Source organism: Sulfurospirillum sp. hDNRA2, from assembly GCF_024206095.2.
GTDB lineage: Bacteria > Campylobacterota > Campylobacteria > Campylobacterales > Sulfurospirillaceae > Sulfurospirillum.
Genome location: NZ_CP159800.1, coordinates 2,548,221 through 2,571,598, shown reverse-complemented (window position 1 = coordinate 2,571,598; position 23,378 = coordinate 2,548,221). Strand labels below are relative to the sequence as shown.

The following is a 23,378-nucleotide window of genomic DNA, read 5'->3' as shown; positions in this document are numbered from 1 at the left end:
TCCTTTGGTTTAGCGTTCGTGAGGTGCCGGAGCAACGGTCTCGGCTTTAAATAAAAGATCGCTCGGACTGTCTTTCAAGTTTGCAATCAGCTCTTTTGTTTCGGCAAGTACGACTTCTAAATCGTATAACGTACTTTGCAAAGGCATGAGCGTCTCTTTAACGTCGAACGCTCCCGAATCGATTTTTTGATGCAATCCGCCCATCACGTTTTTGACGCTTATAGAGGCGTCTTTAATGCCTTTCATCGTTTCTATGCCCGTCGTATCGACCGCGCGGGTTAACGAATAGGACATCTCTTTAATACCCTGAACCGCCGCGACGGATTCTGCTAAAAGACGATTGATCTCTTTGTTATGCGCTTCGAGGTTGGCTAAGGTTTTACTGGTAGATTCGGTAATTTTAGCACTGTTTTCGATAATGGCTTCAATATTTTTAATATTTTTATCGCTCATAACTTGTTCGATACGGCTAAAAATAACCTCGGCTTTTTCACTTAAAGACGTTACGGTTTTATCGAGCCTTGAAAAAGTGGAAGGATACGACGGAATGAGCGCGTACTCTTCCGGATTGGAGTTTGTTTTAAGCTCTTTAGCGTCGTTCGTACCGCCTTGGAGTTGAATGTAACTTAAGCCCGTAATGCCTTGCGCTTCGATCAATGCGTAAGTATTTTCTTTGACGGGAACGTCTTCTTGAATACGAATCGTGACCAAGACTTCTTCGGCATTTTTATGGTTAATAGCGATGCCGCGGACCTCTCCGACTTGAACGCCTTTAAATTTGACGGGTGCTTTGTCGTTGAGTCCCGATACCGATTCTTTCGTTGCGATCTTGTAAAATTTAAAGTTACCCTTTTCCGAATAGTTTCCCAGCCACAAAATAGAAACGACGCCGCCGATCAGCAAGACAAACAGAAAGAGACCTACCAAGATATAACTTAAGCGATTTTCCATCTTTCCCTCAATTTAAAAAATTTTTGAGCTCTTCGTCGGTCGTTTGACGCAATGTTTCCATTGAACCCTCGAATCGTACTTTTTGATTGCCCAAAATAATAAAACGATCCAATACGTTTTCAATCGTATCTTTATCGTGCGTGACCATGACAACGCTGATACCGAGTGTTTTTCGCAAGGTTGCGATGAGTTCGTCAAACGCACGTGCGCTTTTAGGGTCTAGCCCCGACGTCGGCTCGTCCAAAAAAAGAAGTTTAGGATCTAAGGCTAACGCCCGCGCCAACCCCGCTCTTTTTTTCATACCTCCGCTCAGTTCGGAGGGAAACATCGTAGCGACCTTTGTCGGAAGCCCCACCATGGAAAGTTTCATGCGTGCGGATTCTTGAATAATCCAATCCGGAAGGTTTGTATATTCGCGCATCGCTATCATAACATTTTCTAACACGGTTAGTGACGTAAAGAGTGCGCCGAATTGAAACAAAATGCCCCATTGACGCATGAGCTTTTGTGCTTGTACATGTGAGGCTTTGGAGACGTCGACGCCTAGCACTTTCATCTGCCCGCCTTGGATCTTTTGAAGCATAATCATCTCTCGAAGCAATGTCGTTTTACCGCTACCGCTACCGCCTAAAAGTCCGAAAATTTCGCCTTGTTGGATTTTAAAACTCACGCCGTTATGGATCGTATGTTCCCCAAAGCGGGTAATAATATCTTTGGCTTCGACGACGATGCGCTCTTTCACAATCCCATCTCCGTCAGTAAAACCGAAATTAACGCATCGACGGCGATAACCCAAAAAATAGCGTTAACGACGCTAATCGTCGTGTATTTGCCGACACTTTCGGTGCTACTATCGATTTGAAATCCGCGAAAACATCCGATCGTCGCGATAATCGCTCCAAAAATAGGTGCCTTGATGAATCCGATCACGAGGTGTTTGAGAGCGACGGTTTGTTTGATACGATCGATAAATTCGACAAAACTCACGTCAAGCTTGGTGGAAGCAATGACCATACCGCCGAAAACCGAGACGATGTCGGCAAAAAAAACAAGCAGAGGAAGCGAAACGACGAGTGCGAACAATCGGGGCAATACCAAAAAATCCCACGGCGAAAAACCCATTGAACGCATGGCATCGACTTCATCGGTAATTTTCATAACGCCGATTTGCGCGCTGTAAGATGATGCGCTTCGCCCCGCTACGACGATGGCGGTGAGTAAGGGAGCTAATTCGCGCACGGAAGAGATCGTTACCATCTCGACGATAAAAATATTGGCTCCGAATTTTTCAAGCTGCGTCGCTCCTTGGTAGGCGATGACGATACCGATCAGAAACGAGGTGAGTAAAATGATCGGAATGGCTCCGGCTCCGCTTTGTTCGATGTGATAGAGCGTGGCTTTCCATCGAATAGAAAGCGGTTTGAGAACGGCGGCGACGCATGCATGCGTAAGCTCTCCCGTGAACGAAAAAAACGAGGCGAGCGTGCGGTATCCTTCGACGCTTTGTCGTCCTACGTTTTCAAGAGAATCAAGGATGAAAATGCCTTTTTTGTCTTCAATCTCTTCGAGGGGATAATGGGTGTCACAAATGTGTAGGAGTTGTTGCATGGAAGGGCTTTCGCCTTGAAAAACGACGCTTTTACCGTGTCTCTCCAATGTTTTAGCAAAGTGCAAAATCAGCATAATACCGTGTGTATCAAAATCGGTAACGGCAGAAAAGTCAAACGTGTACGAATGCGTTGTTTGAGACGGTGCGATCGGTATATCGGTTTTACATAAAGCGGCTATACGCTCTTTAACCCAAGAGCCTTGTAAGAGCACAAGAGCGGTTTGTTCTTGGATATCAAGGCGCAAAGAGGGTTTTTGTTTCATACGACCTCTTTTTTTGAAGTATTATAACATAAATCGATTATGTCGGTCGTAAGAGGAAAAGTTTCAGCGCACCGTGTTATAATCGTACCAAAAAGGGGCGCATTATGAAATGGTTCCGAGTCGTAGCGTTTGTTTTAGGCATGTGTCACATACTTTATGCACAGGAGAATAGCGTGGTTTATGAAAAAGCGACATTCGGCGGCGGCTGTTTTTGGTGCTTGGAAGCGGTGTTTGAAGAGACGCGTGGCGTGGTCGATGTGATCAGTGGGTATGCCGGAGGACAAACGTCAAGCCCAACGTATGAACAGGTGTGTAGCGGCAATACCGGACATGCCGAGGTGGTACAAATCACGTTTGATCCTAAGCTCATTTCGTATGAGGCGCTTTTGAAAATCTTTTGGTTGATCCACGACCCGACCACACTGAATCGTCAAGGTAACGATGTCGGAACCCAGTACCGTTCGGTCATTTTTTACCATAATGAAACACAAAAAACGCAAGCCGAGGCGTCTATGAAGGCGTTTGCTAGTAAATTTACCAAGCCGATCGTAACGGAGATCAAACCCTTAGAAGTCTTTTACAAAGCTGAAGCGTACCATCAAAATTATTTTAAAAACAACCCCAATCAAGGTTATTGCATGTTTGTTGTCTCCCCAAAAGTTGAGCATTTCAAACATGAATATAAGGATTTGGTGAAATAGCTCAATCCTTTACATGTAAAATGTTTTTAGTGTCGTGGTGCGACCTTTTCGCTCAATGCTAACAACGCTTCAAGATCGTTGCCTGCGATGACATCTTTGTGCGCTTCGATGGTTTCAATCGACCAGTTCCACCATTGAATACGCTCTAACGCCTGAATGACATTAGCATCGAAGCGTTGTTTGATCACGCGGGAAGGATTGCCGCCAACGATGGTATAAGGTGCTACATCATGGGTTACAACAGATTTCGCAGCGATGATAGCACCATCACCGATTCGCACACCTGGCATGATGGTTGCGTCCATGCCGATCCACACATCATTTCCAACGATCGTATCGCCTTTGTTTTGAGCCGCTTCAAACATCGCAACAATATCTTCGCTGGTTGTTTGTGCGTTCATCATAAAATTGGCAAACGGATAGGTTGAAAATCCACTCATTGGATGATTGGCGGAACTCGTGATAAAACGAACCCCGTGCGCAATTTGCACAAATTTACCGATGATAAGACGATCCAAGCTTAACGGAAAAAGATAGGGTGCAATAAATGAAGCGTAATCTTCCAACCGTTCAAAATGGTGATAGTATGTGAATTCACCCACGCGGATACGCGGATGATCAATCACTGCTTTAAGATGGACAACGTGTTTGATGCAGGTTCCATCGGGCATGTGCATCGGGTATTTTTTGTGACTATCCAGTAATGGCATAATGATTCCTTATCGTATTTTCGTGAGCGCATTTAAAAGCAGCACTAAATTTTGCTCGTTCAGCGGTTCTAAAAAAAGATCGGCTGTTTGCAAGACACTTTGTGTGGCATAGGTGAAAAGTTCACTGCCAGCACTGGTTAGTTTCACAAGACTGACCCTTGCATCGCGGGCATTTTGTTCTTTCTCTACGATGTTTAATTTCTCCATAGGGTTAAGAAGTCTGGTAATACCCGAAGCACTCATGCCCGTTTTTTCTGCTAAATCGATCCTGCGCATTGACTGGTTGGTCATTTTTGACAACTCATACATTACCAAGTATTCGGAAAAAGAGATTCCGTGAACACTTAAGCAGCGATCCATTGTTTTGAAGATTTTGGTGTACGCCAAAGACAATCCAAGAATAAGTTCAAATTTTGAATTCATTTTATTTCCTTGCAATATATTTGATTAAGCAAGTATATTGCACGTTTCTTGTTTTGTCAAGATAGTTTACATGTAATCTTTTGTACACTGGCAAAAGCGTTACATGTAAACCTAAAACGTGTGGATAATGCCTCTCATACCATCGATGAACATCTGTACTGACATCATCAAAAGGAGCATGCCCATCAAGCGTTCAAGGGCTGAGAGTCCTTTATCTCTTAGGAGTTTGTAGAGTAAAGGTGAGAGGTACATGATGAGTGCGGAGATCAGCCATGCTAAAATCAGTGCGGCAAAGACGCTTCCAAGTTCATTGGTGTGGGATTTACCCAACACTAAAAGTGTGGCAAGCGTGGATGGTCCTGCGATGAGCGGCATGGCGATGGGCACCATAAAAGGCTCTTTGGAAGAGCCGTACAGCCCACTACTGCCCTCATCACCCGGGAAGATCATCTTTAATCCGATGACGAAAAAGATAATGGCACCTGCGATGCGCACCGCTTCGGTTTCAAGGTGGAAAATATTTAAAAAGAGTTCGCCGGCAAATAAAAAGAGCGTTAAAATTGCCAAACCGAATAGCATCTCACGCATAATGATGGCTTTACGCCTTGCAAGAGGAACGTCTTTTAAAATGGATAAAATGACGGGAACCGCACCGAAAGGGTCGATAACGAAGATCAGGACGATAGCCGTCGAAACAATTGAAAATTCAGCACTCAGCACGATGGAATTCCTTACGTTCGAAACTCGGAGAGTTTAAGATTTAAGGTTTCGGTCATGCGACTGAGATGCTCTGCTGCGCCGGCAATTTCTTCGACGCTTCTGGCATTTTGGCTTGAAATATCGTTGATTTGATTGACGTTGGCGATCATGGTTTCGATGTCCGAACCGGTTTTAAGGTAATTTTGAGTTGTTTTATCGGAGACAAGCGTTGCGTTGTTCATCACGGAGAACATACCGTTAATTTTGACCTCAACCGTGCTTGCCGCTTCCGCTAACGATTCTACTTTTTGAGAGTTGCTCGTCATACGTTCGCTACTGTCGACGATGGATTGGACGATAACGTTAATCGTCGCATTAATTTCTTGAAGGCTCTTTTGCGTACGCTCGGCAAGCTTGCGCACTTCATCGGCGACAACCGCAAAGCCTCGTCCGTGTTCTCCCGCGCGTGCCGCTTCGATGGCGGCATTGAGGGCAAGTAAATTGGTCTGATCGGCAATATCGCCGATGACGACCAAGACCTCTTTCACTTGTTCGGCGTCATGGCTGAGTTGTTGAATCTTTTGTGCTAGTTCGATTTCGGTTTGGGCACTGTTTTGAATCTCTTGCGTGAGCGTTAAAATCGCTTGGTTTGCGTCTTTTAAGAAGGCATTGGCTTTGGTAAGCTCCTCTTTCCCCTCTGTTGCTTCGTGAATGCCCGTACTCAATTCATTTTTAAGACCGAGTGCTTTGGTTGTGGTGTCGCCGACGATTTGCATGGACGTCTCGACGGCTCGTCCGACTTGTAAAGAAGTAGAGGAGAGTTCGTGCGAAATGGACGAATTCTCGTTAGAAAGCCCTTTCGCTTCACTGATCAGTAGGCGTACTTTTTCGATAAACGCATTAATACTACGGCTGGCTTGAGCAATTTCGTCGTTACCGATAATGTCTAGTTTTCGCGTCAAATCGCCCTCGCCGCTTGAAAGATTGTCGGCTCTTTGCATCAATCGTACCAGTGGATTTGAAATTGTTTTTTTGATAATAAATACGGTTGAAAAAACGCTTACAAGCACTAAGACGGTCGCAATCGCTAAGAAGGTTTTGATTTGTGAGGAGAGGGTATCGTCGATCTCTTTTTGTAAAATAGCAATCTCCTTTTCCACGTTATCGACATAGATACCCGTACCCATTGTCCAGTTGTAAGGTTCAAAAGGCATAGCGTAGGCAAATTTTAAAAGAGGTTGTCCGTCTTTGCTTTTGGGGAATTCGTATTTGACCAATCCTCCTCCTCTTTGCGCTGCATGAATAAGTTCTTGAACAAAAGGAACACCTTTGGAATCTTTCAATCCGATAAGGTTTTTTCCTTCCAAGGTTTTATTAGTCGGTAAAAGTATGTTAGTACCGTCTTGTTGATAGACAAAGAAATAACCGCTTTTATCGTTAAAAAAGCGAGGATCGTTCAGCTTTTCTAAAATAGCTTCTTTGATTTTTTCATCACTAATGCCCTTGGCTTTTTGGGAATTATAAATAGACATAGCCGTTTGGCGCATTAAATCCATAATGGTTTTGAGCTCGTTTTCATGAAACGCATAAGCACTTTTTTGATAGTGTTCAAGAAAAAATCGAGCATTTTTTTGTGTATTGAGGTAAGTCATAGCAATGATGGAACCGCCGAGAAAGCTTAACGAGAGAATCAGCGAGATTAAAATACGCGTTGAAATTTTCATATTCGATTCCTTTTTCGAAGGTATTAGTCTTTTCATTGTAGCATAAAATCGGCATAGCCCTCGTGCGGGAAAAGCGATACAATAGCGTTTTGGGAAAAAGAGGTAAAAATGAAACGGTACGTTAACGTGTTATATTCGTATGCGGCATTACGGCGATTAAGCATGATCCAACTCATTTGTTATTTCGGTGCATGGTTTAGCCATATGGCGATTTACACGTTGCTTATCGAACTGCATGCTCCGGTTTGGGCTTTAAGCGCGGCGGCGGCATTTACGTTTTTACCTTCGATGCTTTTAGCCCCTTTTAGCGGAGCGATTATCGATAAAGTCGATACTAAACGATTGATGTTAAGTTTAACGATCATTGAGATCGTCACGGTTTTTTTCTTACTCTTTATCGACTCTTTAGAGATGTTGTGGTGGCTTTTAGCTCTTATTTTTATCCGTATGGGCGTCGGAAGTATCTATTTTCAAACGGAAATGTCGCTTTTGCCGAAGCTCTTAGGAAACGACGACCTTAAAATCGCCAATGAGATTCATTCTATCATTTGGTCGATTTCGTATGCGTTGGGTATGGCTGTTGCGGGATTTTATATTCACTATTTTGGAACGACGAGCGCATTTGTCGCCGATATGCTTTTGTATTGCGTCGGATTTTACCTGCTCTTGGGGCTCAAGCTTCCTACGCTTAAAGTTCACACGCTCTTTTCTATTCAAGAGATGATCGTCGGCGGATTTTTGTATCTCAAAGCGCATCCGAAGTTAATGCACTTGATCGCCTTACATGCCAGCGTCGGGTTAAGTGCTTACGATGCTTTGATTGCCTTATTGGCGGATTACGAGTATAAGCATCTTTTGTCGATTCCTCTCGTGATGGGTTTTATCAATGCATCTCGTGCCGTTTCGTTGGTAGCGGGTCAGTTTATCTTGGGGCGCTGGATGAGTCAAAAGACGCTTTTTTACGCTTTGGTGTTGCAAGGTGTAAGTATCATCGTATGGAGTTTGTTGCAACATGATTTTTATTGGAGTTTTCTCGGCGTCGTCTTGTGCGGGCTCTTTACGACGGCACTTTGGTCGTATACCTATACGCTTTTACAGTACGAGACGCACGAAGCGTATTACGGTAGAGTCGTTGCCTATAACGATATGGTTTTTATGGGAATGAGTACGCTCGTTTCATTTGCGATCGGAGCACTTTTTGAGTGGGGAATGGCGTTGTGGATGATTACGTGTTGTTTGGGAGTCGGATTCATTGTGTTTGGGTTTTATTGGCGATGGATTCAACGGTTATAATTTCAAATTTCACGAATAGTTCACGATTTTACGCTAGAATTTCACTGTAAAAGTTAAAAAGGAGTATCCAATGAAAATCGTAAAAATGAGTTTAGTTTCTATCCTTTTGGTACTCAGTGCAAGTACAAGCTCTTATGCATGGGGTGATAGAGAACAAGGAGCACTTATCGGTGCGGGAGCCGCTATTTTATTGGGAAGCATGATTAATAATGCCGCACAACAACCTCGCTACGTTGAAAGCCGTCCCGTTTACGTCGAAAGTCGTCCCGTTTATTACGAGACAAGACCGACCGTCGTGTATCGAGAGCCGTATGTCAGAGAGAGGGTTATTGTGATCGATAGACCGTCTCATCGTTATCATGACGAGTACTATCGTCCTTATTACCGTTAATCCAAAATTTACCACCGGAAAAGGTAGCCCTCACGCTACCTTTTCCTTAAAACCGCTATACGTCTTCCATCAGTTTTAATCATTTCAAAGCCGCACCGTTTTGCCATTATTTCGATTGTTTTGGGTGTGTAAAACGTAATATGCGTCGGATCGCGACGATACCACCATTGCAAAAAATCCGCTTGCGTTTTTGGATGAAACAGCGTCATCAAAGCAACGATTCCGCCTTGATGCACATGTACAGTTAATTCGTTTAAAATTGCGATCGGATCGTCGAGGTGTTCGAAAACTTCGGTTGAGGTGATGCCGTCGTAGATTCGATCGGTGTAGACTTTTTGAGGCTGATACCATTTGTCGTAACAATCGACGCGGACGTTTCGTCTGTGTAAAAGTTCGCTTAAAACGGGAGTCGGGCCGGAACCGAAATCCAACAAACTCTCTTTGACATGTAAAGTATCCCAAAAAAAATCGATGAAGTTTTCGAACATACGCACGTAGCCTTCGTTTTCCAAAGAATTGTGATGGTTTGCGTAAACGTTTTGTTCCGTTTCCGATGAAGGATAAAACCGCGCATCAAGAAAAATACCTTCGCAATGCGGGCAGGTATAATAGTCGTGCTCGTATCGTGGATTTTTCCATAGTATGGTTTCAAAATTGCAAATTTTACATCTCATTTTTTTAACTCTTGATAGTTTTTTGCAAAAAAACGCTTTAAGTAAATATTTTTTTACTAAATTAAGCACTTTTATAAAAAATAATTGCTATTATAACGATTAAAATATTTTTTACGGACATCAACTCAGATGCGTAGACTCATCGGAGCGATTCTCGTCGCTTCTTTTTTATTGATACCCTACTATCTTTCACATGTCACGTTTGAAGGTAATGTCATACGTTTAGGTATGAGCGGTCCTTTTAGCGGTGGACTCAATAGCGTGGGCAACCAATTCCTTCTCGGTGCGGAAATTTACCTCAAAAATTTAAACGATAACGGCGGCGTGTACGGTCGCAAAATAGAGATTATTGCTAAAGACGATCGTTATGAGCCGAAAATTGCCGTGGAAAACGTGAACGAGTTGATTGAAAAAGAGAAAATTTTTGCGCTTTTCGGCATTATCGGTACGCCCGTTGCCGAAGCGATTTTTCCCATCGCCGTGGAAAAACGCATTCCATTTGTGGGTGCTTATTCGGGAGCCGAGTTTTTACGCAATCCTCCCAATCCGATCGTCTTAAACGCACGTGCCGGCGATTTGGATGAGATTGAACGTTTGGTTAAGTATTATGCCGAAGAGCAAAAATACAAGCGATTCGCACTTTTTTACCAAAACGACAGTTATGGAAGAGCCGGACTTAAAGGCGTTAAAACTGCACTTGCCAAACGCAATCTCGTCTTGGTAGGGGAGGGAAGCTATAAGCGCAACACGCTTTCGGTCGGCAATGCGCTTTATGAAATAGAACAGTGTAATCCGGAAGTTATTTTAATGATCGGCTCGACCAACGCTGCTGCCGAGTTTATCAAGCGTGCACGCAAAAGTCACAAAATCAGAAAAGAAGTACGTTTTGGACTCTCGTCGTTTATGGAGCCTAAACCGCTCATCGATCTTTTGGAAGGCAACGGAGAGGGCATCGTCTTCGCGCAAGTCGTTCCTTCGCCTTGGACGTCCGATGTCGACGAGGTCGAAAACTATCGTACGCTAATGCGTCAGTATTACCCCAAAGAGAGTTTAAGCCATGTCTCGCTTGAGGGTTACTTCGCGGCACGTATGATTGCCGAAGTGTTTAAAACCTTAGGGCCGGAATTTACGAAAGACCAATTTATTCAGGCCTTGGGGGAGTTTTCCAAAACCCTGGATGAAGACGGCATCTCTAAAAACAGGGACGAACGTTGTAAGTGCTTGCATCGCGTGCATTTGAGCGAATATGTCGACGATGATTTTTATTCGGTAGGAAAAGACGATGAGTAACGATACCCGCACGCCTTTTCATGATTTTATGAGTAGCATCGACGAGATGACGATTGCTAAAAAAACAACGCTTCTTTTTTTGATTATGGTCGTAGGGATGTTTTTTATCGGGAGTTTTGCTCATATGAGCATCAACCGTATTAAAAATAATTTCGATATTTTGTATACGAAGCGAATGCTTCCGACGATTCGATTGGAAAACTTGAAAGACATTTACACGGTCAATATCCTAGATACGATTCGTGACATCGAAAAGGGCAATATTTCCGCACATGAGGGAAAGGTCGTCATCGCTTTAGCGCAAGAATTGATTCAGATCGAACTGCAAGAATATAAAAGCAGTTTGGGAATCGACGAAAGCGATTGGTTGATTAAATTGGCGCGTTCGTGGGGCATTTTCAAAGAGAATCAACCGAACCATTTTCCGACAAAAGAAGACGACGTTCTTACCTCTAAAATTGAACAAAAAATTCATACGATTGACGGTATTTTATTAAAAATGTTCAGTTATTTTGAGACGAAGCAGACGTTTAAAGCGATTGAAACCTTGCAAAACGAACTGTATCCAAGCGTCTATTCGATCAATATCGACTTGACGGGATTGATCAATATGAATCTTGATAATGCCAAAGAAGGTTACGCTCGAACTGAAAAAGTCTACGATAATACTTTTGAATGGATCGTGGTTGCAACGATCGGTACGATCGCTTTTGCCGCCTTGCTCGCCATCGTGTTGCTTCAAAATATTCGTTTATTGCATACGAAACTTGCCAAGATGGTAGACGAAAAGACGCAAGAACTGCAACAACTGAACCGCGATTTGGAACTCAAAGTCCAGTACGAAGTCGAACAAAGCCGTAAAAAAGACCAAATCATGTTTCGCCAATCAAGACTGGCTTCTATGGGTGAAATGATCGGTAATATCGCCCATCAATGGCGGCAACCTCTCAACGCGATCGTTTTGGTGGTTCAGAGTTTTCAGATGAAACGAATGGCGGGATTGGAACTAAGCGACGCGTTTATCGATAAACAAGTCAAAGAAGGTATCGAATTGGCTTCGCTGATGTCGCACACGATTGACGATTTTCGTAATTTTTTCAAGCCCAATCACAGTGAAGAGCGTTTTAGCGTCAAATCGATCGTTCAATACAGCATCAATCTCGTGAAAGAGTATTACGAAAAAGCGGGGATCGAAATTTTGTTATACGATAGTGCTAGCGTTGAAGTGAGGGGCTATCCTAATGAATTTTCGCAAGTCATGATGAATTTGCTCTCCAATGCCAAAGATGCCTTGGAAGAGCGAGGCATTGCTACGAAACTGATCGAAGTTTCTATCACGAAAGAGGGCGATAATGCGCTTATCGGTGTTATCGACAACGGCGGCGGCATTTGCGATGAGGTTTTGGACCGGATGTTTGAACCGTATTTTACGACCAAGCACAAATCTTCGGGAACGGGAATCGGGCTTTACATGTCAAAACAAATTATCGAAAAACAGATGCAAGGGACCATCAACGGAGCGAACATCGCTTATACGTTTCAAAATGCGCAACATTACGAGCAGTGTGCGATGATTACGATCGTCATCCCTTTAGATAAACAAGAGGAGTCATAAATGGATTTTAACGGGTTAAAGGATTGCGTTGTTTTGTACGTCGAAGACGAAAAATCGGTACAGACGCAAACGCAAATGATTTTAAAAGATTTCGTCAAAGAAGTCTATTTGGCAAACAACGGAGCGGAAGGGCTTAAAATTGCCCTTGAAAAAGAGATCGACATTATCGTGACCGATATTTTAATGCCGGAGATGAACGGTATCGAGATGCTGAAAAAGCTTAAAAACGAGCATCAACGCGAGATTCCGGCGATTATCACGACGGCGTTTACGGAGACGGAGTATTTGATAGAAGCGATTGCACTTAAAGTAGACGGCTTTATTATGAAGCCGATTAACGTGAAAGATTTAATTAGCAATATTTACACCACGATGTTACCGAAACTTCACAATAAAGAGCTACAAGGATGTTCGTTTATTATTGAAGGGCTTGCGGCGTTGATCGGAGGTAAAAAAATTGAAATCTTGCGGTATATTATCAACCATTTGGATGAAAATAAGATTTTTAACGGTTCGTATCAAGACATTATCGATAATATCGGCGTGAGTAAGCCGACGGTGGTTCATATGTTTCAACAGTTAATTAAAGTCGGCATTTTGGAAAAAGTAAAAAATAAAATGTATCGTTTTCGCAATACGAAACTGATCGGAGAATCTTTATGATGGTAAGAGCATTTGTGATTTCGGCGTTATTGGGTTTTTTGACTTTGGCATCGGCGGCGCATGAAGTTGTTTTTGAGACGACGCAAGGCAAAATCGTTTTTGCGTTAAAACCCGAGATTGCGCCAAAAGCGTGTGAAAATTTCGAAGGTTTGGTCAAAAAAGGCTACTACGACGGCATCATCTTTCATCGTATTATCAAAAATTTCATGGTTCAAGGTGGAGATCCGACCGGAACGGGCAGCGGCGGTCAATCGATTTACGGACGTGCGTTTGAGGATGAGTTTAAACCGAACGTCGTTTTTGACAAAGCGGGTATTTTAGCGATGGCAAACGCCGGACGCAATACGAACGGAAGTCAATTTTTCATTACGACCGTACCCACACCTCACCTTAACGGAAGGCATACGATTTTCGGAGAGGTCGTCGAAGGGATGGAGACGCTCCGAAAACTGGAAAACGTTGTGACGGATCGGCAAGATAGACCGCTTGAGTCACAAAAAATTCTCAAAGCGTATTTAAAATAATTTAAGATACAATAGCTCAATTTTGAACGTTACGAGGAGAAATAAGGATGAAAAAGATCGAAGCAATTATTAAACCTTTTAAACTAGAAGAGGTCAAAGATGCATTGGGAAGCATCGAAGTAACCGGTATGACCGTTCATGAAGTCAAAGGTTACGGCAGACAACAAGGTCATTCCGAACTCTACAGAGGTGCGGAGTACGTGGTAGACTTTTTACCTAAAATTAAAATCGACATCGTCGTGGCTGATGAAAATGTAGACAAAGTCATCGCAACGATTACAGAAGCCGCAAAGACCGGTAAAATAGGCGACGGCAAGATATTTGTAAGCGAAGTAGAGCGCATTATTCGTATTCGAACCGGTGAAGAAAACGAGGACGCTATCTAGAAACGAGTACCGAGTGATTAAAATTTAATCACTCGAACTTCCTGCATTTTTGTACAATCCTCCATTACATTTTATTTAAGGGCACGTGTAATGGAACTCTCGCATCTTCAGTATATTATCGATACTCTCTTTTTACTTTTCACGGCGGTTTTAATTATTTTGATGGTTCCCGGATTTGCTATGCTGGAAGCGGGGCTTGTTCGCGGTAAAAACGTTTCGGCGGTCTTGACGGGAAACGTACTTTTGTACGCCATTACGTCGTTTGTCTTTTTGCTATGGGGCTACAACGTTATGTTCGGCGGAGACGGATTTTTCCTCTCGGGCGTTTCGACGCAGGGGTATAGTGCATATGCCTATTTTTTCTTTCAGATGGCATTTGTGAGCAAGAGCGTTTCAATTATGAGCGGCGGCGTAAGCGAGCGTATTCGTATCATTCCGTTTATGATTTTTGCGGTCTGTATGAGCGGATTTCTCTATCCGGTCGTCGGGCGTGCAATTTGGGGTGGAGGCTTTTTAAGCGACGTTCACGATCTTGCCGGTTGTACGGTCATCCATTCCGTAGGCGGCTGGGCACTTTTAGCGGGTATTTTGGTTTTAGGCGCACGACGAGGTCGTTACGGTAAGGAAGGGCAAGTTCGCGCGATTCCGGCATCGAATATTCCGCTCGTGACACTCGGTGCGATGTTACTTTGGATCGGATGGTTCGGCTTTAACGGCGGAAGCGCATTTCATATCGCAACCGATAAAGAAGCGGCCGATTTGGTAGGGTTGATTATCGTCAATACCAACACCGCAGGACTTGCCGGAGCGATCGTCGCGGCGTGTATCGTTTACATTCAGTACAAAAAATTGGATATTACGATGATTTTAAACGGTGCTTTAGGCGGCTTGGTTGCCATTACCGCCGGAGCGGACGTCGTAGGCCTTTGGGAGCCGATCTTCATCGGTGCTATCGGCGGAGCACTGGTCGTGTTTGCCGTACCGCTTTTCGATAAACTTCAAATTGACGATCCGGTGGGTGCGTTGTCGGTACATTTGGTTAACGGAATTTGGGGTACGATTGCCGTGGCGATTTTTGCCGATTTTTCATTGACGACGCAACTGAAAGGGATCGTTGTGACGGGTGCATTCGTTTTTCCTCTTTCCTACGTTATTTTCAAAGGCATTCAAAAAGTCGTGGGACTACGAAGCGACGAAGAACACGAATACGTCGGGCTCGACGTCGAAGAGTGCGGTTTAGAAGCCTATCCCGAATTTGTGAAATCCAAAGCTTAAATAGGCACTTACATGTAAGGATTTTTGCTTACATGTAAGTCTTCTTTCCTTAACCCAAAGGGTATAAAATCTCTTTTTGTACGGCTTCGATCTCACGCAATATCTCAGGGCTGAGTTTGAGATCAAAGGCTTTGAAACTCTCTTCCAGTTGACTCGCATAGCGCGCGCCGATGATCGTTGATGCTACAAAATCAAAATGCATACTCCAAGCAACCGCAAGTGTTACAGGGCTCATGCCATATTTTTGAGCGATTTCGATGTATTTTGCCGTCGCCGCGAGTGATTTTTCATTGACAAATCGGCTATACATCGCTCTTTGGCGTGCTTCACCTGCATTGAGGTATTCACCAAAACGTGTTTTAGGGTCGATAAACGCTTGGTTGTATTTACCGCTTAAGACGCCGCCACCGATGGGAGAATAGGGTAAAAGAGAGACTTTCTCCTTACGGCACGCACTGGCAAGTTCATCTAAAAAGCGTGGATTGAGCAGTGAAAAATTGTTTTGAATGGACTCAAAACGGGAAAGCTTTTCATACTGTGCGATGGTGTTGGATTTGGTGAGTCCGTACGTCGTGTCATTGGATGTTCCAAGGTAGCGTACTTTTCCGCTTTTGACCAGTTCATCCAGCGCTCGCATCGACTCTTCTTTGGGAACGATTTCATCGGGCCAATGAACCTGATAAAGATCGATGTAGTCGGTTTTAAGGCGTTTTAAACTTCCCTCAACAGCGCGTTGAATGTGAAAGCGATCGATCGCTGTGTAGCCATGACGAATGGGCGGTACAAACCAACCATTTGCCGCACCCGCTATTTTCGTCGCTAAAATAATGCTCTCACGTGGTTTGGTTGCAAGCCACTCGGAGATAATACGCTCCGTCTTGCCCGCGTAATCACCACGTGGAGGTACCGGGTACAGTTCTGCGGTATCAAAAAAATTGATACCCCGCTCATAAGCAGTATCGAGGATTTTAAAGGATTCTGCTTTGTCACTCCAGCTCCCAAAACTCATTGTTCCCATACAAATAGGGGTTACTCGTAAACCGGTCTTACCAATGTAGCGATATTCCATAACGATACCTTAATATTTTTGCTGAAAGTATAACATTTTGGGCTTGCTTTGCTATAATTAAAACAAAAAAGGGACTTTTTGATGACCCATACGCTGATTTCTCCTTTGGATATGCATCTGCATTTACGCGACGAAGAAATGCTTAATCTTGTAGCACCCTTAAGTGCTTACGGTTTTGCCGGAGCAATCGTCATGCCAAACCTTGTTCCTCCGATTACGACGATTGAAGCGGTTTTTGCTTATAAGGAACGTATCGTACGCGCAATCGGACAAAACCACTTTGAACCTTTAATGACGCTTTTTTTTCGTAGCGATTATACGCGGGAGTTTTTAGAAAAAGCCGCTTTACATGTTAAGGCTTTAAAACTTTATCCATCCGGCATTACGACCAATTCCGAAGGCGGCGTGGCGAGTATGGACATCGAGCTGTTGCGCCCCGTTTTAGAAGCAATGAGCGACTTGGGACTCGTCTTATGCGTTCACGGAGAAACGAACGGCTTTGTGATGGATAGGGAAAAAGAGTTTGTTTCGATTTACGAAAGTCTTGCCGAAGCGTTTCCAAAGCTCAAGATCGTTATGGAACATATTACCACCCAAGAGAGTGTAGCACTTCTAGATCGCTACGAAAATTTGTATGCCACGGTAACGTTGCATCATTTGTTGATTACGCTAGATGACGTTGCCGGAGGAATGCTTCAACCGCATCTTTTTTGCAAGCCGATCGCCAAACGTTACGAAGATCGAGAAGCCCTTTTACATGTCAGTCTCGCGGCGCATCCTAAAGTGATGTTCGGAAGCGACTCGGCACCGCATCCGATTCATAAGAAAGAGTGTTGCGGATGTGCGGCAGGTGTTTTTACCGCACCCATCGCTTTGCAAGTGCTCACGGAACTTTTTGACAAACATAACGCATTAGCTTCGTTACAAGCGTTTGTGAGTAACAATGCACAAACTATTTACGGCTATAAAGCCCTTCATAAAGAGGTTATTTTAGAAAAAACTCCTATGAAAGTAACACACGCTTACGGTAACGTTGTCCCGATGTTTGCAAACGAAACACTGGCGTGGAGCATCCAACATGTCGTATAAACTTTTAATCTTAGAGGATAATGCGCTTTTGCTCAATACGCTTGAAGATTTCTTGAGCGAAAACGATTACACCTGTGTTTTGGTTCAAAACGGCAAAGAAGCGCTGAAGCGTTGTTACGAAGAGAAGTTCGATCTGTATCTTTTGGACGTGAAAGTTCCCGAAATGAACGGATTTGATTTTTTACGAGAACTGAGGGCTTCGGGAGACAGAACGCCCGCGATTTTCGTCACTTCTTTAAACGATCAAGAGAGTTTAACGCAGGGGTTTACCTTGGGAGGCGACGATTATATTAAAAAGCCTTTTGATTTGGGTGAACTTTTGTTACGCATTCGCGCCATCTTAACGCGTGCAAAAGGAATTGTAGACGATTGGCTCGTCATCGATGAACACTATAAGCTCAATTTAGCACGTAAGCGTCTTTTTTTCGACGATGAAGAGTTAGACGTACATCTTAAGGACTTTGAGTTGCTGTATCTTTTGGTGAAAGAAAGAGGTTACGTGGTGACCAAAGAGATGATCCATGAGCGATTGTGGAGCAGTAGCGAAGAGATGAACGAGGGTTCAATTCGCGTTTACGTCAACAATCTCAAAAAAATCTTCGGTAAAGAGAGCATCTCCAATATTAGAGGAATCGGGTATCGTTTTGAGAAGTAACGATCGAAAATTTCTCATCAAAACGGCGATAAGTTTGAGCATCAGCTTATTTATTTCGATGAGCTTTACCTTTATCTTGTGTTTATGGATCGATTCATGGATATGGATATTTGCGCTTAGTCTACTCTTTGCAAGTATCGTCGGCTATGTAACCGTGACGTATTGTCTCTCGACGCTTTTGAAAACCAATCGTTTTTTGGATATTTTGCTCAAAGATACGTTACACGAGCTCAATATTCCTCTTTCGGTTATTAAAGCAAATTTGCAAATGATTAGAGATAACGAAAACGATCCGAAAAAGCAAAAGCGTTTGGAGCGGATTGCATTGGCAAGTGACGATTTGTATGCGCTTTACAAAGAAGTGGATTATTACATCAAAAAAGAGATACAAGAGGTAGTAAAAGAACATTTTATCTTGGAAGATTTGCTCAACCGCATTATTGAAAAGCAAAAAGAGATGGCGCAAGACGTTGTTATTCAAACGCAAAACGTACATGTACAACTTTATGCGGATAAACACGGATTAGGCAAAGTCGTTTCGAATCTATTGCATAATGCCGTAAAATATAACAGAAACAATCGTCCGATCTCTATCGCGTTGGATGCCGGAATCTTAACGATTCGGGATCAAGGAATCGGGATGAGCGAAGCAGAACTTTTCTTGGCTTTTGATCGCTATTACCAAGCCGATACGAGCAAAGAAGGGTACGGCATAGGATTGAGTCTTGTAAAAGCATATTGCGATGAATGTAAAATTCCTTTGCGTATTTTTTCCAAAAAAGAGGAAGGAACCAGCGTTGTTTTAGATATTTCCCGTCTCATCGATACCGAATGATAGCTCCACTAAATTTACCGTAAGAGGAACATTTTCATGGAAAAAAAGAGTATTTCTCAAGACGAAAAAGAACTTTTTCTTATTAACCTCGCTCCGTTTGATCAGGAGTTAGAAACGGTTTTTTGCGATTATTTCGCGTGTCTTTATACTGATAGTGATACAAAGATCTCACCTCACGAAGCAAAAAAGGTTGCTTTGGCGACGTATCGAAGCTTGCTCCAATGCGAAAACGAAGTTCCGCAAGAACTTTTGGAGCATTTACGTTGCGGTAGTCGTGAATTGTATTATGTCGTTGCAAGGAGTTTTTTGTTTCTTCTTGAGAAATACGGCGAATTAAGCGAGCGGCATGTCAAGTGTTCGCAACTTGGGATTTTGATCGGATACGTCAACCGTTTTGTCGATGCCCTGCCAAGCGATCTTCTTGAGAGCACAACATGTCAACCCTGCGACGCGTCGTTTGATACGGGCTTTAGTCAAGAGAGTATCTTTACGCCGAGTAACACTCTGATTGACGTGTTTCAACGTATGCGAGGAGAGAAGCAAAAAATTACGTTCTTAAATCTCTATAAAGGCGTGCCTATCAGCTCGGAAGCGGAAATTATAGAAATAGAAGATGAAAACGTTACATTTAAGATCGATCGACTGCAAGAAATAGCGATGAAACTTGAAGCGCAAGCGTTTATCGTCAAAAATGAGTGGTTCAGTAAGCACCTAAAAGCCGATATTATCGAGAGTAATTTTCAAACCAATACGATTGTACTCAGTAATTTTACCTACCTTTTAAACATGCCGGCCATTCAAAGAGAATTTGTGCGTGTTCATCCCGATATTTTGGCGAAAGTCTATTTGCGCCCTTCCCATAGCCTACCAACGTCGGGACGGCTCTACGATCTTTCAATTAACGGTCTGGGTGTCGTCAGTAGCGAAAATAACGGCATTTATGTCGGCGCAAAGGTAAGCGTAACGTTTGAGCTTAACAGTGCTACAATCGCAATTGACGGAGATAAAACGATTGAACTGCAAGGTGAAATCGTCAATATTATCGATTATCAAGGCTCGTTTCGTTACTGTATGCGAATTTTTCCCGATCGCATTATGAGCAAAAAGATTTTAAATTATATTTCCCAACGAGAAAAAGAGATTTTGGAAGATTTAAACCAAGAGTTGGAGGCGTATAGCGTATAAACAATACGGGTATGAAAGCCGGGGAAGCTTACATACCGCCTTGTTTTTTCATTCGAGATTCGATTTTGTGTCCGAGTGCCGTTAACGTAAATGTGATCGTAAAATAAACCGCAGCAACGATCAACCATGTTTCAAACGGCGAAAAAGTATTGGCAACGATTTCGCGTCCGACTTTGGTCAAATCGGTAATGGAGATAACCGAAACCAACGAAGAGTCTTTGACAAGTGCTATCATCTCTCCTACCAACGTAGGCAAAGCGCGTTTCAATGCTTGAGGCATAATGATATAAATCATTGTTTGCGTGTAGTTCATACCGAGCGATTTAGCGGCTTCGTATTGACCTTTATCGATCGATTGAATCGCTCCTCGCAATACTTCTGCGATATAAGCACCAAAGAAAAGACCGAGTGAAACGGCTCCCGCTAAAAAGCGTTCCAATTCAAAGATTGTCGCAATAATAAAATAAAAAATAAAAATTTGTACGAGAAGAGGTGTTCCGCGAATAATGGCGATGTAGACCGTAGCGATGTCTTTCAGGAACTGCAGATCGGAAATACGCATAAACGCTAAAAGCGCACCGATAGCAAATGCAAGTATGGCGGCTAATGCCGACACTTCCAATGTTACGATCAAGCCTTCGATCAGCGGTCCGGCTTTTAAGTAGGTTTTAGATGCAATAACGTCGTTTTCGTAGATATGATCGCCTTCTTGGACTTTTGATGAGAACCCTGCTTCGATAATGACTTCTTTACTATCGCTCGTACCTTGAACGATAATAGCATTGTTGCTTAAACGTACCGTACCGTCTATCGGTGAAGCAATCGTATCGGTTTGTTCGTAAGCAAAATATTTGGGAACGCTGGTCCATTTCCAAATATAGTTCATATTGGAAGCTGCCGTAAAAAGGAGATAGCCTAATGCGACGTAAAACATAACGGCCACGACGTGGCCGAATGTTTTATTGTGTAAAAGTGGTTGTTTCTCTTTTGCCACTGGTTACATTACCTTTTTTTGCCATGAAGAGTCGTTAAACCAACGATCGTAAATTTTTTGATACGTACCGTCGTGTTGTGTTTGGTTTAGGAAGTTGTTGAGCCAGTTTAAGAAATCCGGATCACCTTTGCGAATGGCAAAACCAAGAGGTTCGTATGTAAGTTCTTCATCCATATGCACGAGTTTGCCTGCGCCTTTTTCGGCAAAGAAGATAGCATTATACGGCTTATCGTATACTAAAGCGTCGGCATTGCCGTTAAGAACTTCTTGTGCGGCATCCGCTTCGGTTTCAAACGTTCTGATTTTGGCTTTTTTGAACATTTTACGTGTCGCAATTTCGCCGGTTACGCCGATTTTTGTGACGATAGTGTATTCGGGTTTATCCAAATCGCTCCATTTTTTACCGGCATGTTTTTTAGGCGCAAGAAGGGTTTGTCCGACGCTAATATAAGGGTTTGCAAAATTGATTTTGAGGTTTCTCTCTTGCGTAATCGTCATACCGGACATAATAATGTCGTATTTACCCGTAAGCAACCCCGCAATAATACCGTCCCATGCTGTTGGAACCAGCTTGAGTTTAACACCCATCGCTTTTGCCATTTCATTCGCTAAATCGACGTCAAAACCGATAATATTGCCTTGTTTATCTTTCATCTCGAAAGGCATATAACCAGGCTCCAATCCGACGGTTAATTCACCTTTTTGTAAGATGGCGTTGAGGGTTGATTTTTGCCAAAGGTTGATATCGTCAGCCGAGGCATTGAGTCCGAGCATTACGAGTAATGCGGCAAGAATTTTTTTCATTGACACTCTCCTTAAAGAATAGATTTTTATAATGATTAATGCGTAAGCACTTCTTGTAAAAATTTTTGAGCACGTTCGGTTTTCGGATTGGCAAAAAATGCTTCAGGGCTAGCTTCTTCGATAATCACCCCTTCGTCCATAAAAATCACGCGATCGCTCACTTCTTTGGCAAAACCCATTTCGTGGGTTACACAAATAATCGTATAATTTTCATGCGCTAATTCTCGCATAACGTCTAAGACGCCTCCGATCATTTCCGGATCGAGCGCGGAAGTCGGTTCGTCGAAAAGAATGATTTTAGGTTTCATCGCGAGCGTTCTTGCGATGGCAACTCTTTGCTTCTGCCCGCCGCTCAGTTCGTTGGGATATCCGTGCGCTTTATGCACCAGTCCGACACGTTCCAATAATTTGAGGGAAAATTCATTTGCTTCGTTTTTTGAAGCACCTTTCACTTTACGTTGTGCAATCGTGATGTTGTCTAAAATGGTTAAGTGGGGAAAAAGATTGAAGTGCTGAAAAACCATGCCGGTTTCGGCACGTACTTGGTTAATGTTTACTTTTTTATCGTAAAGATCGAATCCGTCGACAAAAATATCGCCGCTATCGATCTCTTCGAGTTTATTGATGCAACGAATTAGGGTTGATTTACCGCTACCGCTTGGACCGCATATAACGACGATTTCACCTTCGGTAACGGAAAAATTAATATTTTTTAGGACATGAAAATCGCCGTAGTATTTATCGACGTTCTCCATACGCACAATTGCTTGGCTCATTCAAACCTTTCTTTACGTATATCTCGCACAAACCATAATTGTAGCAATAGAATATAAAAGTAAGATAAAGCCCCTAGACAAAGATTTTTAATTGCACGAAGGCACGTTACCGCTATCGCTTGCAAACGAACTGAGGAAGTGGTAGAGGTTTAAAAGATCGTTTTGTTCTGTAATATCGGGAGCTTGCGGGCAAAGCACTTTTATGGCAAGGGAGAGTTGATTGTTTTCGTAAAATTGTTTCCATTCGCTGACGGTATGTTTTTTACCCATAACGTCACCGTTAAAGCCGCATACGGGTTTGAGAATTTTTGCATAAAAAATTTTACCTTTTACGGTGCTTGCAGATAACGAGGAAGGAATCATAACCAAAGATGCTAGTAATAAACAAAAATAAGTCGTTTTTTTCATCGGTATAAGGCCTCTCTTTGCATTTTATTTGGGTAATTTCGAAATATAATGCGCAACGTCGCTAATATCTTGTAGACTCATATTTTTGGTTTGTTTTGACATCACCAGCGATGTGCCGTGTGCTTTGAATTCGCTTTCTCGGTAAAATTTAATACTCTCCATCAAATCTTCGGCACTTTGTCCCGCGATGATACCGCTTTTACCGAAAGCTTTGTTACGACCGTCGGCTCCATGGCATCCTGCGCATTGTTTAAAAAGTTGTGCCCCGTGTTCGACGGAGGGCTCTTGCGCACAGGCGATTGAGGAGAGAAAAAGGAGTGTTCCGAATGAATAGCTTAGGAGACGCAGCATAGAAAAACCTCCAAAATATTA

General features: G+C 43.0%; 28 protein-coding genes. 13 read left to right on the top strand and 15 right to left on the bottom strand.

The window, feature by feature from the left end; genetic code table 11:
• Positions 1–9: 9 nt before the first annotated feature.
• The 3 genes from NL930_RS12710 to NL930_RS12700 are packed head-to-tail and all read right to left on the bottom strand — an operon-like array spanning position 10 to position 2,823.
• Positions 10–951, bottom strand: coding sequence for an MlaD family protein (locus tag NL930_RS12710; protein ID WP_039671868.1), 942 nt, complete (start codon positions 949–951; stop codon positions 10–12).
• A gap of 7 nt (positions 952–958) precedes the next feature.
• A complete protein-coding gene (locus NL930_RS12705) occupies positions 959–1,681 on the bottom strand; it encodes an ABC transporter ATP-binding protein (RefSeq protein WP_060827006.1) in 723 nt (240 codons plus the stop codon).
• An 8-nt stretch (positions 1,682–1,689) separates the two neighbouring features.
• Positions 1,690–2,823, bottom strand: coding sequence for an ABC transporter permease (locus NL930_RS12700; RefSeq protein WP_254376904.1), 1,134 nt, complete (start codon positions 2,821–2,823; stop codon positions 1,690–1,692).
• Between the two features lie 140 nt (positions 2,824–2,963).
• Here NL930_RS12700 and msrA point away from each other — a divergent pair, with 140 nt between their 5' ends.
• On the top strand, positions 2,964–3,524 hold the full coding sequence (gene msrA, locus NL930_RS12695; RefSeq protein WP_254376980.1) for a peptide-methionine (S)-S-oxide reductase MsrA: 561 nt from the start codon (positions 2,964–2,966) through the stop codon (positions 3,522–3,524).
• Between the two features lie 26 nt (positions 3,525–3,550).
• Here msrA and NL930_RS12690 read toward each other — a convergent pair whose 3' ends face one another.
• From NL930_RS12690 to NL930_RS12670, 5 genes are all read right to left on the bottom strand, one after another.
• Complete coding sequence (locus NL930_RS12690) at positions 3,551–4,234, bottom strand: CatB-related O-acetyltransferase (protein ID WP_254376903.1); 684 nt, start codon at positions 4,232–4,234, stop codon at positions 3,551–3,553.
• A gap of 9 nt (positions 4,235–4,243) precedes the next feature.
• Positions 4,244–4,657: a MarR family winged helix-turn-helix transcriptional regulator gene (locus NL930_RS12685; protein ID WP_254376902.1), complete on the bottom strand. Its 414-nt coding sequence runs from the start codon at positions 4,655–4,657 to the stop codon at positions 4,244–4,246.
• Positions 4,658–4,768: 111 nt separating this feature from the next.
• Complete coding sequence (locus NL930_RS12680; RefSeq protein WP_254376901.1) at positions 4,769–5,377, bottom strand: MarC family protein; 609 nt, start codon at positions 5,375–5,377, stop codon at positions 4,769–4,771.
• Between the two features lie 11 nt (positions 5,378–5,388).
• Positions 5,389–7,080 carry a methyl-accepting chemotaxis protein gene (locus tag NL930_RS12675; RefSeq protein WP_254376900.1) on the bottom strand — a complete coding sequence of 564 codons (1,692 nt, stop codon included), beginning with the start codon at positions 7,078–7,080 and terminating at the stop codon, positions 5,389–5,391.
• A 32-nt stretch (positions 7,081–7,112) separates the two neighbouring features.
• Positions 7,113–7,244, bottom strand: coding sequence for a hypothetical protein (locus tag NL930_RS12670; RefSeq protein WP_256497260.1), 132 nt, complete (start codon positions 7,242–7,244; stop codon positions 7,113–7,115).
• Between NL930_RS12670 and NL930_RS12665 the strand changes: the two genes are divergently transcribed.
• Together NL930_RS12665 and NL930_RS12660 are read left to right on the top strand one after the other, a co-directional pair.
• Entirely contained in the window at positions 7,243–8,373 is a 1,131-nt protein-coding gene (locus tag NL930_RS12665) for an MFS transporter (protein WP_254376899.1), read from the top strand. The two genes, NL930_RS12670 and NL930_RS12665, sit on opposite strands and share 2 nt — an antisense overlap.
• Before the next feature lie 70 nt (positions 8,374–8,443).
• Complete coding sequence (locus NL930_RS12660) at positions 8,444–8,764, top strand: hypothetical protein (protein WP_041962724.1); 321 nt, start codon at positions 8,444–8,446, stop codon at positions 8,762–8,764.
• 35 nt (positions 8,765–8,799) lie between these two features.
• Here the strand turns inward: NL930_RS12660 and NL930_RS12655 are convergent, their stop codons facing one another.
• Positions 8,800–9,438, bottom strand: coding sequence for a class I SAM-dependent methyltransferase (locus NL930_RS12655; RefSeq protein WP_254376898.1), 639 nt, complete (start codon positions 9,436–9,438; stop codon positions 8,800–8,802).
• Between the two features lie 129 nt (positions 9,439–9,567).
• On the opposite strand from NL930_RS12655, the gene NL930_RS12650 reads away from it, so the two are divergent.
• From NL930_RS12650 to NL930_RS12625, 6 genes are all read left to right on the top strand, one after another.
• A complete protein-coding gene (locus NL930_RS12650; RefSeq protein WP_254376897.1) occupies positions 9,568–10,728 on the top strand; it encodes an ABC transporter substrate-binding protein in 1,161 nt (386 codons plus the stop codon).
• Positions 10,721–12,343 carry an ATP-binding protein gene (locus tag NL930_RS12645; protein ID WP_254376896.1) on the top strand — a complete coding sequence of 541 codons (1,623 nt, stop codon included), beginning with the start codon at positions 10,721–10,723 and terminating at the stop codon, positions 12,341–12,343. Before NL930_RS12650 ends, NL930_RS12645 begins: the two co-directional genes overlap by 8 nt.
• On the top strand, positions 12,344–13,006 hold the full coding sequence (locus tag NL930_RS12640; RefSeq protein ID WP_041962721.1) for a response regulator: 663 nt from the start codon (positions 12,344–12,346) through the stop codon (positions 13,004–13,006).
• Positions 13,006–13,530, top strand: a complete 525-nt coding sequence (locus NL930_RS12635; protein WP_254376979.1) for a peptidylprolyl isomerase — start codon at positions 13,006–13,008, stop codon at positions 13,528–13,530. The genes NL930_RS12640 and NL930_RS12635 overlap by 1 nt, the downstream gene beginning before the upstream one ends.
• A gap of 47 nt (positions 13,531–13,577) precedes the next feature.
• Positions 13,578–13,916 carry a P-II family nitrogen regulator gene (locus NL930_RS12630; RefSeq protein ID WP_039671875.1) on the top strand — a complete coding sequence of 113 codons (339 nt, stop codon included), beginning with the start codon at positions 13,578–13,580 and terminating at the stop codon, positions 13,914–13,916.
• A gap of 90 nt (positions 13,917–14,006) precedes the next feature.
• The gene (locus NL930_RS12625) at positions 14,007–15,191 is read left to right on the top strand and encodes an ammonium transporter (protein WP_254376895.1); all 1,185 of its coding nucleotides are present in this window, start codon (positions 14,007–14,009) and stop codon (positions 15,189–15,191) included.
• A 49-nt stretch (positions 15,192–15,240) separates the two neighbouring features.
• On the opposite strand, the gene NL930_RS12620 is transcribed toward NL930_RS12625, so the two are convergent.
• Positions 15,241–16,260, bottom strand: a complete 1,020-nt coding sequence (locus NL930_RS12620; protein ID WP_254376894.1) for an aldo/keto reductase — start codon at positions 16,258–16,260, stop codon at positions 15,241–15,243.
• Positions 16,261–16,341: 81 nt separating this feature from the next.
• Here NL930_RS12620 and pyrC point away from each other — a divergent pair, with 81 nt between their 5' ends.
• Genes pyrC through NL930_RS12600 form a run of 4 tightly spaced genes read left to right on the top strand, consistent with a single transcriptional unit; the run spans position 16,342 to position 20,024 of the window.
• The gene (gene pyrC, locus NL930_RS12615) at positions 16,342–17,349 is read left to right on the top strand and encodes a dihydroorotase (protein WP_254376893.1); all 1,008 of its coding nucleotides are present in this window, start codon (positions 16,342–16,344) and stop codon (positions 17,347–17,349) included.
• Entirely contained in the window at positions 17,339–18,004 is a 666-nt protein-coding gene (locus NL930_RS12610; RefSeq protein WP_039671879.1) for a response regulator transcription factor, read from the top strand. Before pyrC ends, NL930_RS12610 begins: the two co-directional genes overlap by 11 nt.
• A gap of 34 nt (positions 18,005–18,038) precedes the next feature.
• Complete coding sequence (locus NL930_RS12605) at positions 18,039–18,839, top strand: sensor histidine kinase KdpD (RefSeq protein WP_254376892.1); 801 nt, start codon at positions 18,039–18,041, stop codon at positions 18,837–18,839.
• A 36-nt stretch (positions 18,840–18,875) separates the two neighbouring features.
• Positions 18,876–20,024 (top strand): PilZ domain-containing protein, encoded by a 1,149-nt coding sequence (locus NL930_RS12600; RefSeq protein ID WP_254376891.1) that lies wholly within the window; start codon positions 18,876–18,878, stop codon positions 20,022–20,024.
• A 28-nt stretch (positions 20,025–20,052) separates the two neighbouring features.
• On the opposite strand, the gene NL930_RS12595 is transcribed toward NL930_RS12600, so the two are convergent.
• The 5 genes from NL930_RS12595 to NL930_RS12575 form a co-directional block, all read right to left on the bottom strand.
• Positions 20,053–21,018 (bottom strand): amino acid ABC transporter permease, encoded by a 966-nt coding sequence (locus NL930_RS12595; protein WP_254376890.1) that lies wholly within the window; start codon positions 21,016–21,018, stop codon positions 20,053–20,055.
• 3 nt (positions 21,019–21,021) lie between these two features.
• The gene (locus tag NL930_RS12590) at positions 21,022–21,822 is read right to left on the bottom strand and encodes a transporter substrate-binding domain-containing protein (RefSeq protein WP_254376889.1); all 801 of its coding nucleotides are present in this window, start codon (positions 21,820–21,822) and stop codon (positions 21,022–21,024) included.
• Positions 21,823–21,857: 35 nt separating this feature from the next.
• Positions 21,858–22,598: an amino acid ABC transporter ATP-binding protein gene (locus tag NL930_RS12585; RefSeq protein ID WP_256497259.1), complete on the bottom strand. Its 741-nt coding sequence runs from the start codon at positions 22,596–22,598 to the stop codon at positions 21,858–21,860.
• 87 nt (positions 22,599–22,685) lie between these two features.
• Positions 22,686–23,006 carry a cytochrome C gene (locus NL930_RS12580; protein WP_254376888.1) on the bottom strand — a complete coding sequence of 107 codons (321 nt, stop codon included), beginning with the start codon at positions 23,004–23,006 and terminating at the stop codon, positions 22,686–22,688.
• 24 nt (positions 23,007–23,030) lie between these two features.
• Positions 23,031–23,357 (bottom strand): c-type cytochrome, encoded by a 327-nt coding sequence (locus NL930_RS12575; protein ID WP_254376887.1) that lies wholly within the window; start codon positions 23,355–23,357, stop codon positions 23,031–23,033.
• Between the last annotated feature and the right edge of the window lie 21 nt (positions 23,358–23,378).

Bases quoted from the DNA above. Each gene is read 5' to 3' on its own strand.
- NL930_RS12630 (WP_039671875.1), top strand. From the start codon at position 13,578: ATGAAAAAGATCGAAGCAATTATTAAACCTTTTAAACTAGAAGAGGTC.
- NL930_RS12600 (WP_254376891.1), top strand. From the start codon at position 18,876: ATGGAAAAAAAGAGTATTTCTCAAGACGAAAAAGAACTTTTTCTTATT.
- NL930_RS12665 (WP_254376899.1), top strand. From the start codon at position 7,243: ATGATCCAACTCATTTGTTATTTCGGTGCATGGTTTAGCCATATGGCG.
- NL930_RS12635 (WP_254376979.1), top strand. From the start codon at position 13,006: ATGGTAAGAGCATTTGTGATTTCGGCGTTATTGGGTTTTTTGACTTTG.
- NL930_RS12585 (WP_256497259.1), bottom strand. From the start codon at position 22,598: ATGAGCCAAGCAATTGTGCGTATGGAGAACGTCGATAAATACTACGGC.
- NL930_RS12690 (WP_254376903.1), bottom strand. From the start codon at position 4,234: ATGCCATTACTGGATAGTCACAAAAAATACCCGATGCACATGCCCGAT.
- NL930_RS12645 (WP_254376896.1), top strand. From the start codon at position 10,721: ATGAGTAACGATACCCGCACGCCTTTTCATGATTTTATGAGTAGCATC.
- NL930_RS12620 (WP_254376894.1), bottom strand. From the start codon at position 16,260: ATGGAATATCGCTACATTGGTAAGACCGGTTTACGAGTAACCCCTATT.
- NL930_RS12710 (WP_039671868.1), bottom strand. From the start codon at position 951: ATGGAAAATCGCTTAAGTTATATCTTGGTAGGTCTCTTTCTGTTTGTC.
- NL930_RS12655 (WP_254376898.1), bottom strand. From the start codon at position 9,438: ATGAGATGTAAAATTTGCAATTTTGAAACCATACTATGGAAAAATCCA.
- NL930_RS12670 (WP_256497260.1), bottom strand. From the start codon at position 7,244: ATGCTTAATCGCCGTAATGCCGCATACGAATATAACACGTTAACGTAC.
- NL930_RS12610 (WP_039671879.1), top strand. From the start codon at position 17,339: ATGTCGTATAAACTTTTAATCTTAGAGGATAATGCGCTTTTGCTCAAT.
- NL930_RS12650 (WP_254376897.1), top strand. From the start codon at position 9,568: ATGCGTAGACTCATCGGAGCGATTCTCGTCGCTTCTTTTTTATTGATA.
- NL930_RS12575 (WP_254376887.1), bottom strand. From the start codon at position 23,357: ATGCTGCGTCTCCTAAGCTATTCATTCGGAACACTCCTTTTTCTCTCC.
- msrA (WP_254376980.1), top strand. From the start codon at position 2,964: ATGTGTCACATACTTTATGCACAGGAGAATAGCGTGGTTTATGAAAAA.
- NL930_RS12580 (WP_254376888.1), bottom strand. From the start codon at position 23,006: ATGAAAAAAACGACTTATTTTTGTTTATTACTAGCATCTTTGGTTATG.
- pyrC (WP_254376893.1), top strand. From the start codon at position 16,342: ATGACCCATACGCTGATTTCTCCTTTGGATATGCATCTGCATTTACGC.
- NL930_RS12675 (WP_254376900.1), bottom strand. From the start codon at position 7,080: ATGAAAATTTCAACGCGTATTTTAATCTCGCTGATTCTCTCGTTAAGC.
- NL930_RS12590 (WP_254376889.1), bottom strand. From the start codon at position 21,822: ATGAAAAAAATTCTTGCCGCATTACTCGTAATGCTCGGACTCAATGCC.
- NL930_RS12700 (WP_254376904.1), bottom strand. From the start codon at position 2,823: ATGAAACAAAAACCCTCTTTGCGCCTTGATATCCAAGAACAAACCGCT.
- NL930_RS12685 (WP_254376902.1), bottom strand. From the start codon at position 4,657: ATGAATTCAAAATTTGAACTTATTCTTGGATTGTCTTTGGCGTACACC.
- NL930_RS12625 (WP_254376895.1), top strand. From the start codon at position 14,007: ATGGAACTCTCGCATCTTCAGTATATTATCGATACTCTCTTTTTACTT.
- NL930_RS12660 (WP_041962724.1), top strand. From the start codon at position 8,444: ATGAAAATCGTAAAAATGAGTTTAGTTTCTATCCTTTTGGTACTCAGT.
- NL930_RS12640 (WP_041962721.1), top strand. From the start codon at position 12,344: ATGGATTTTAACGGGTTAAAGGATTGCGTTGTTTTGTACGTCGAAGAC.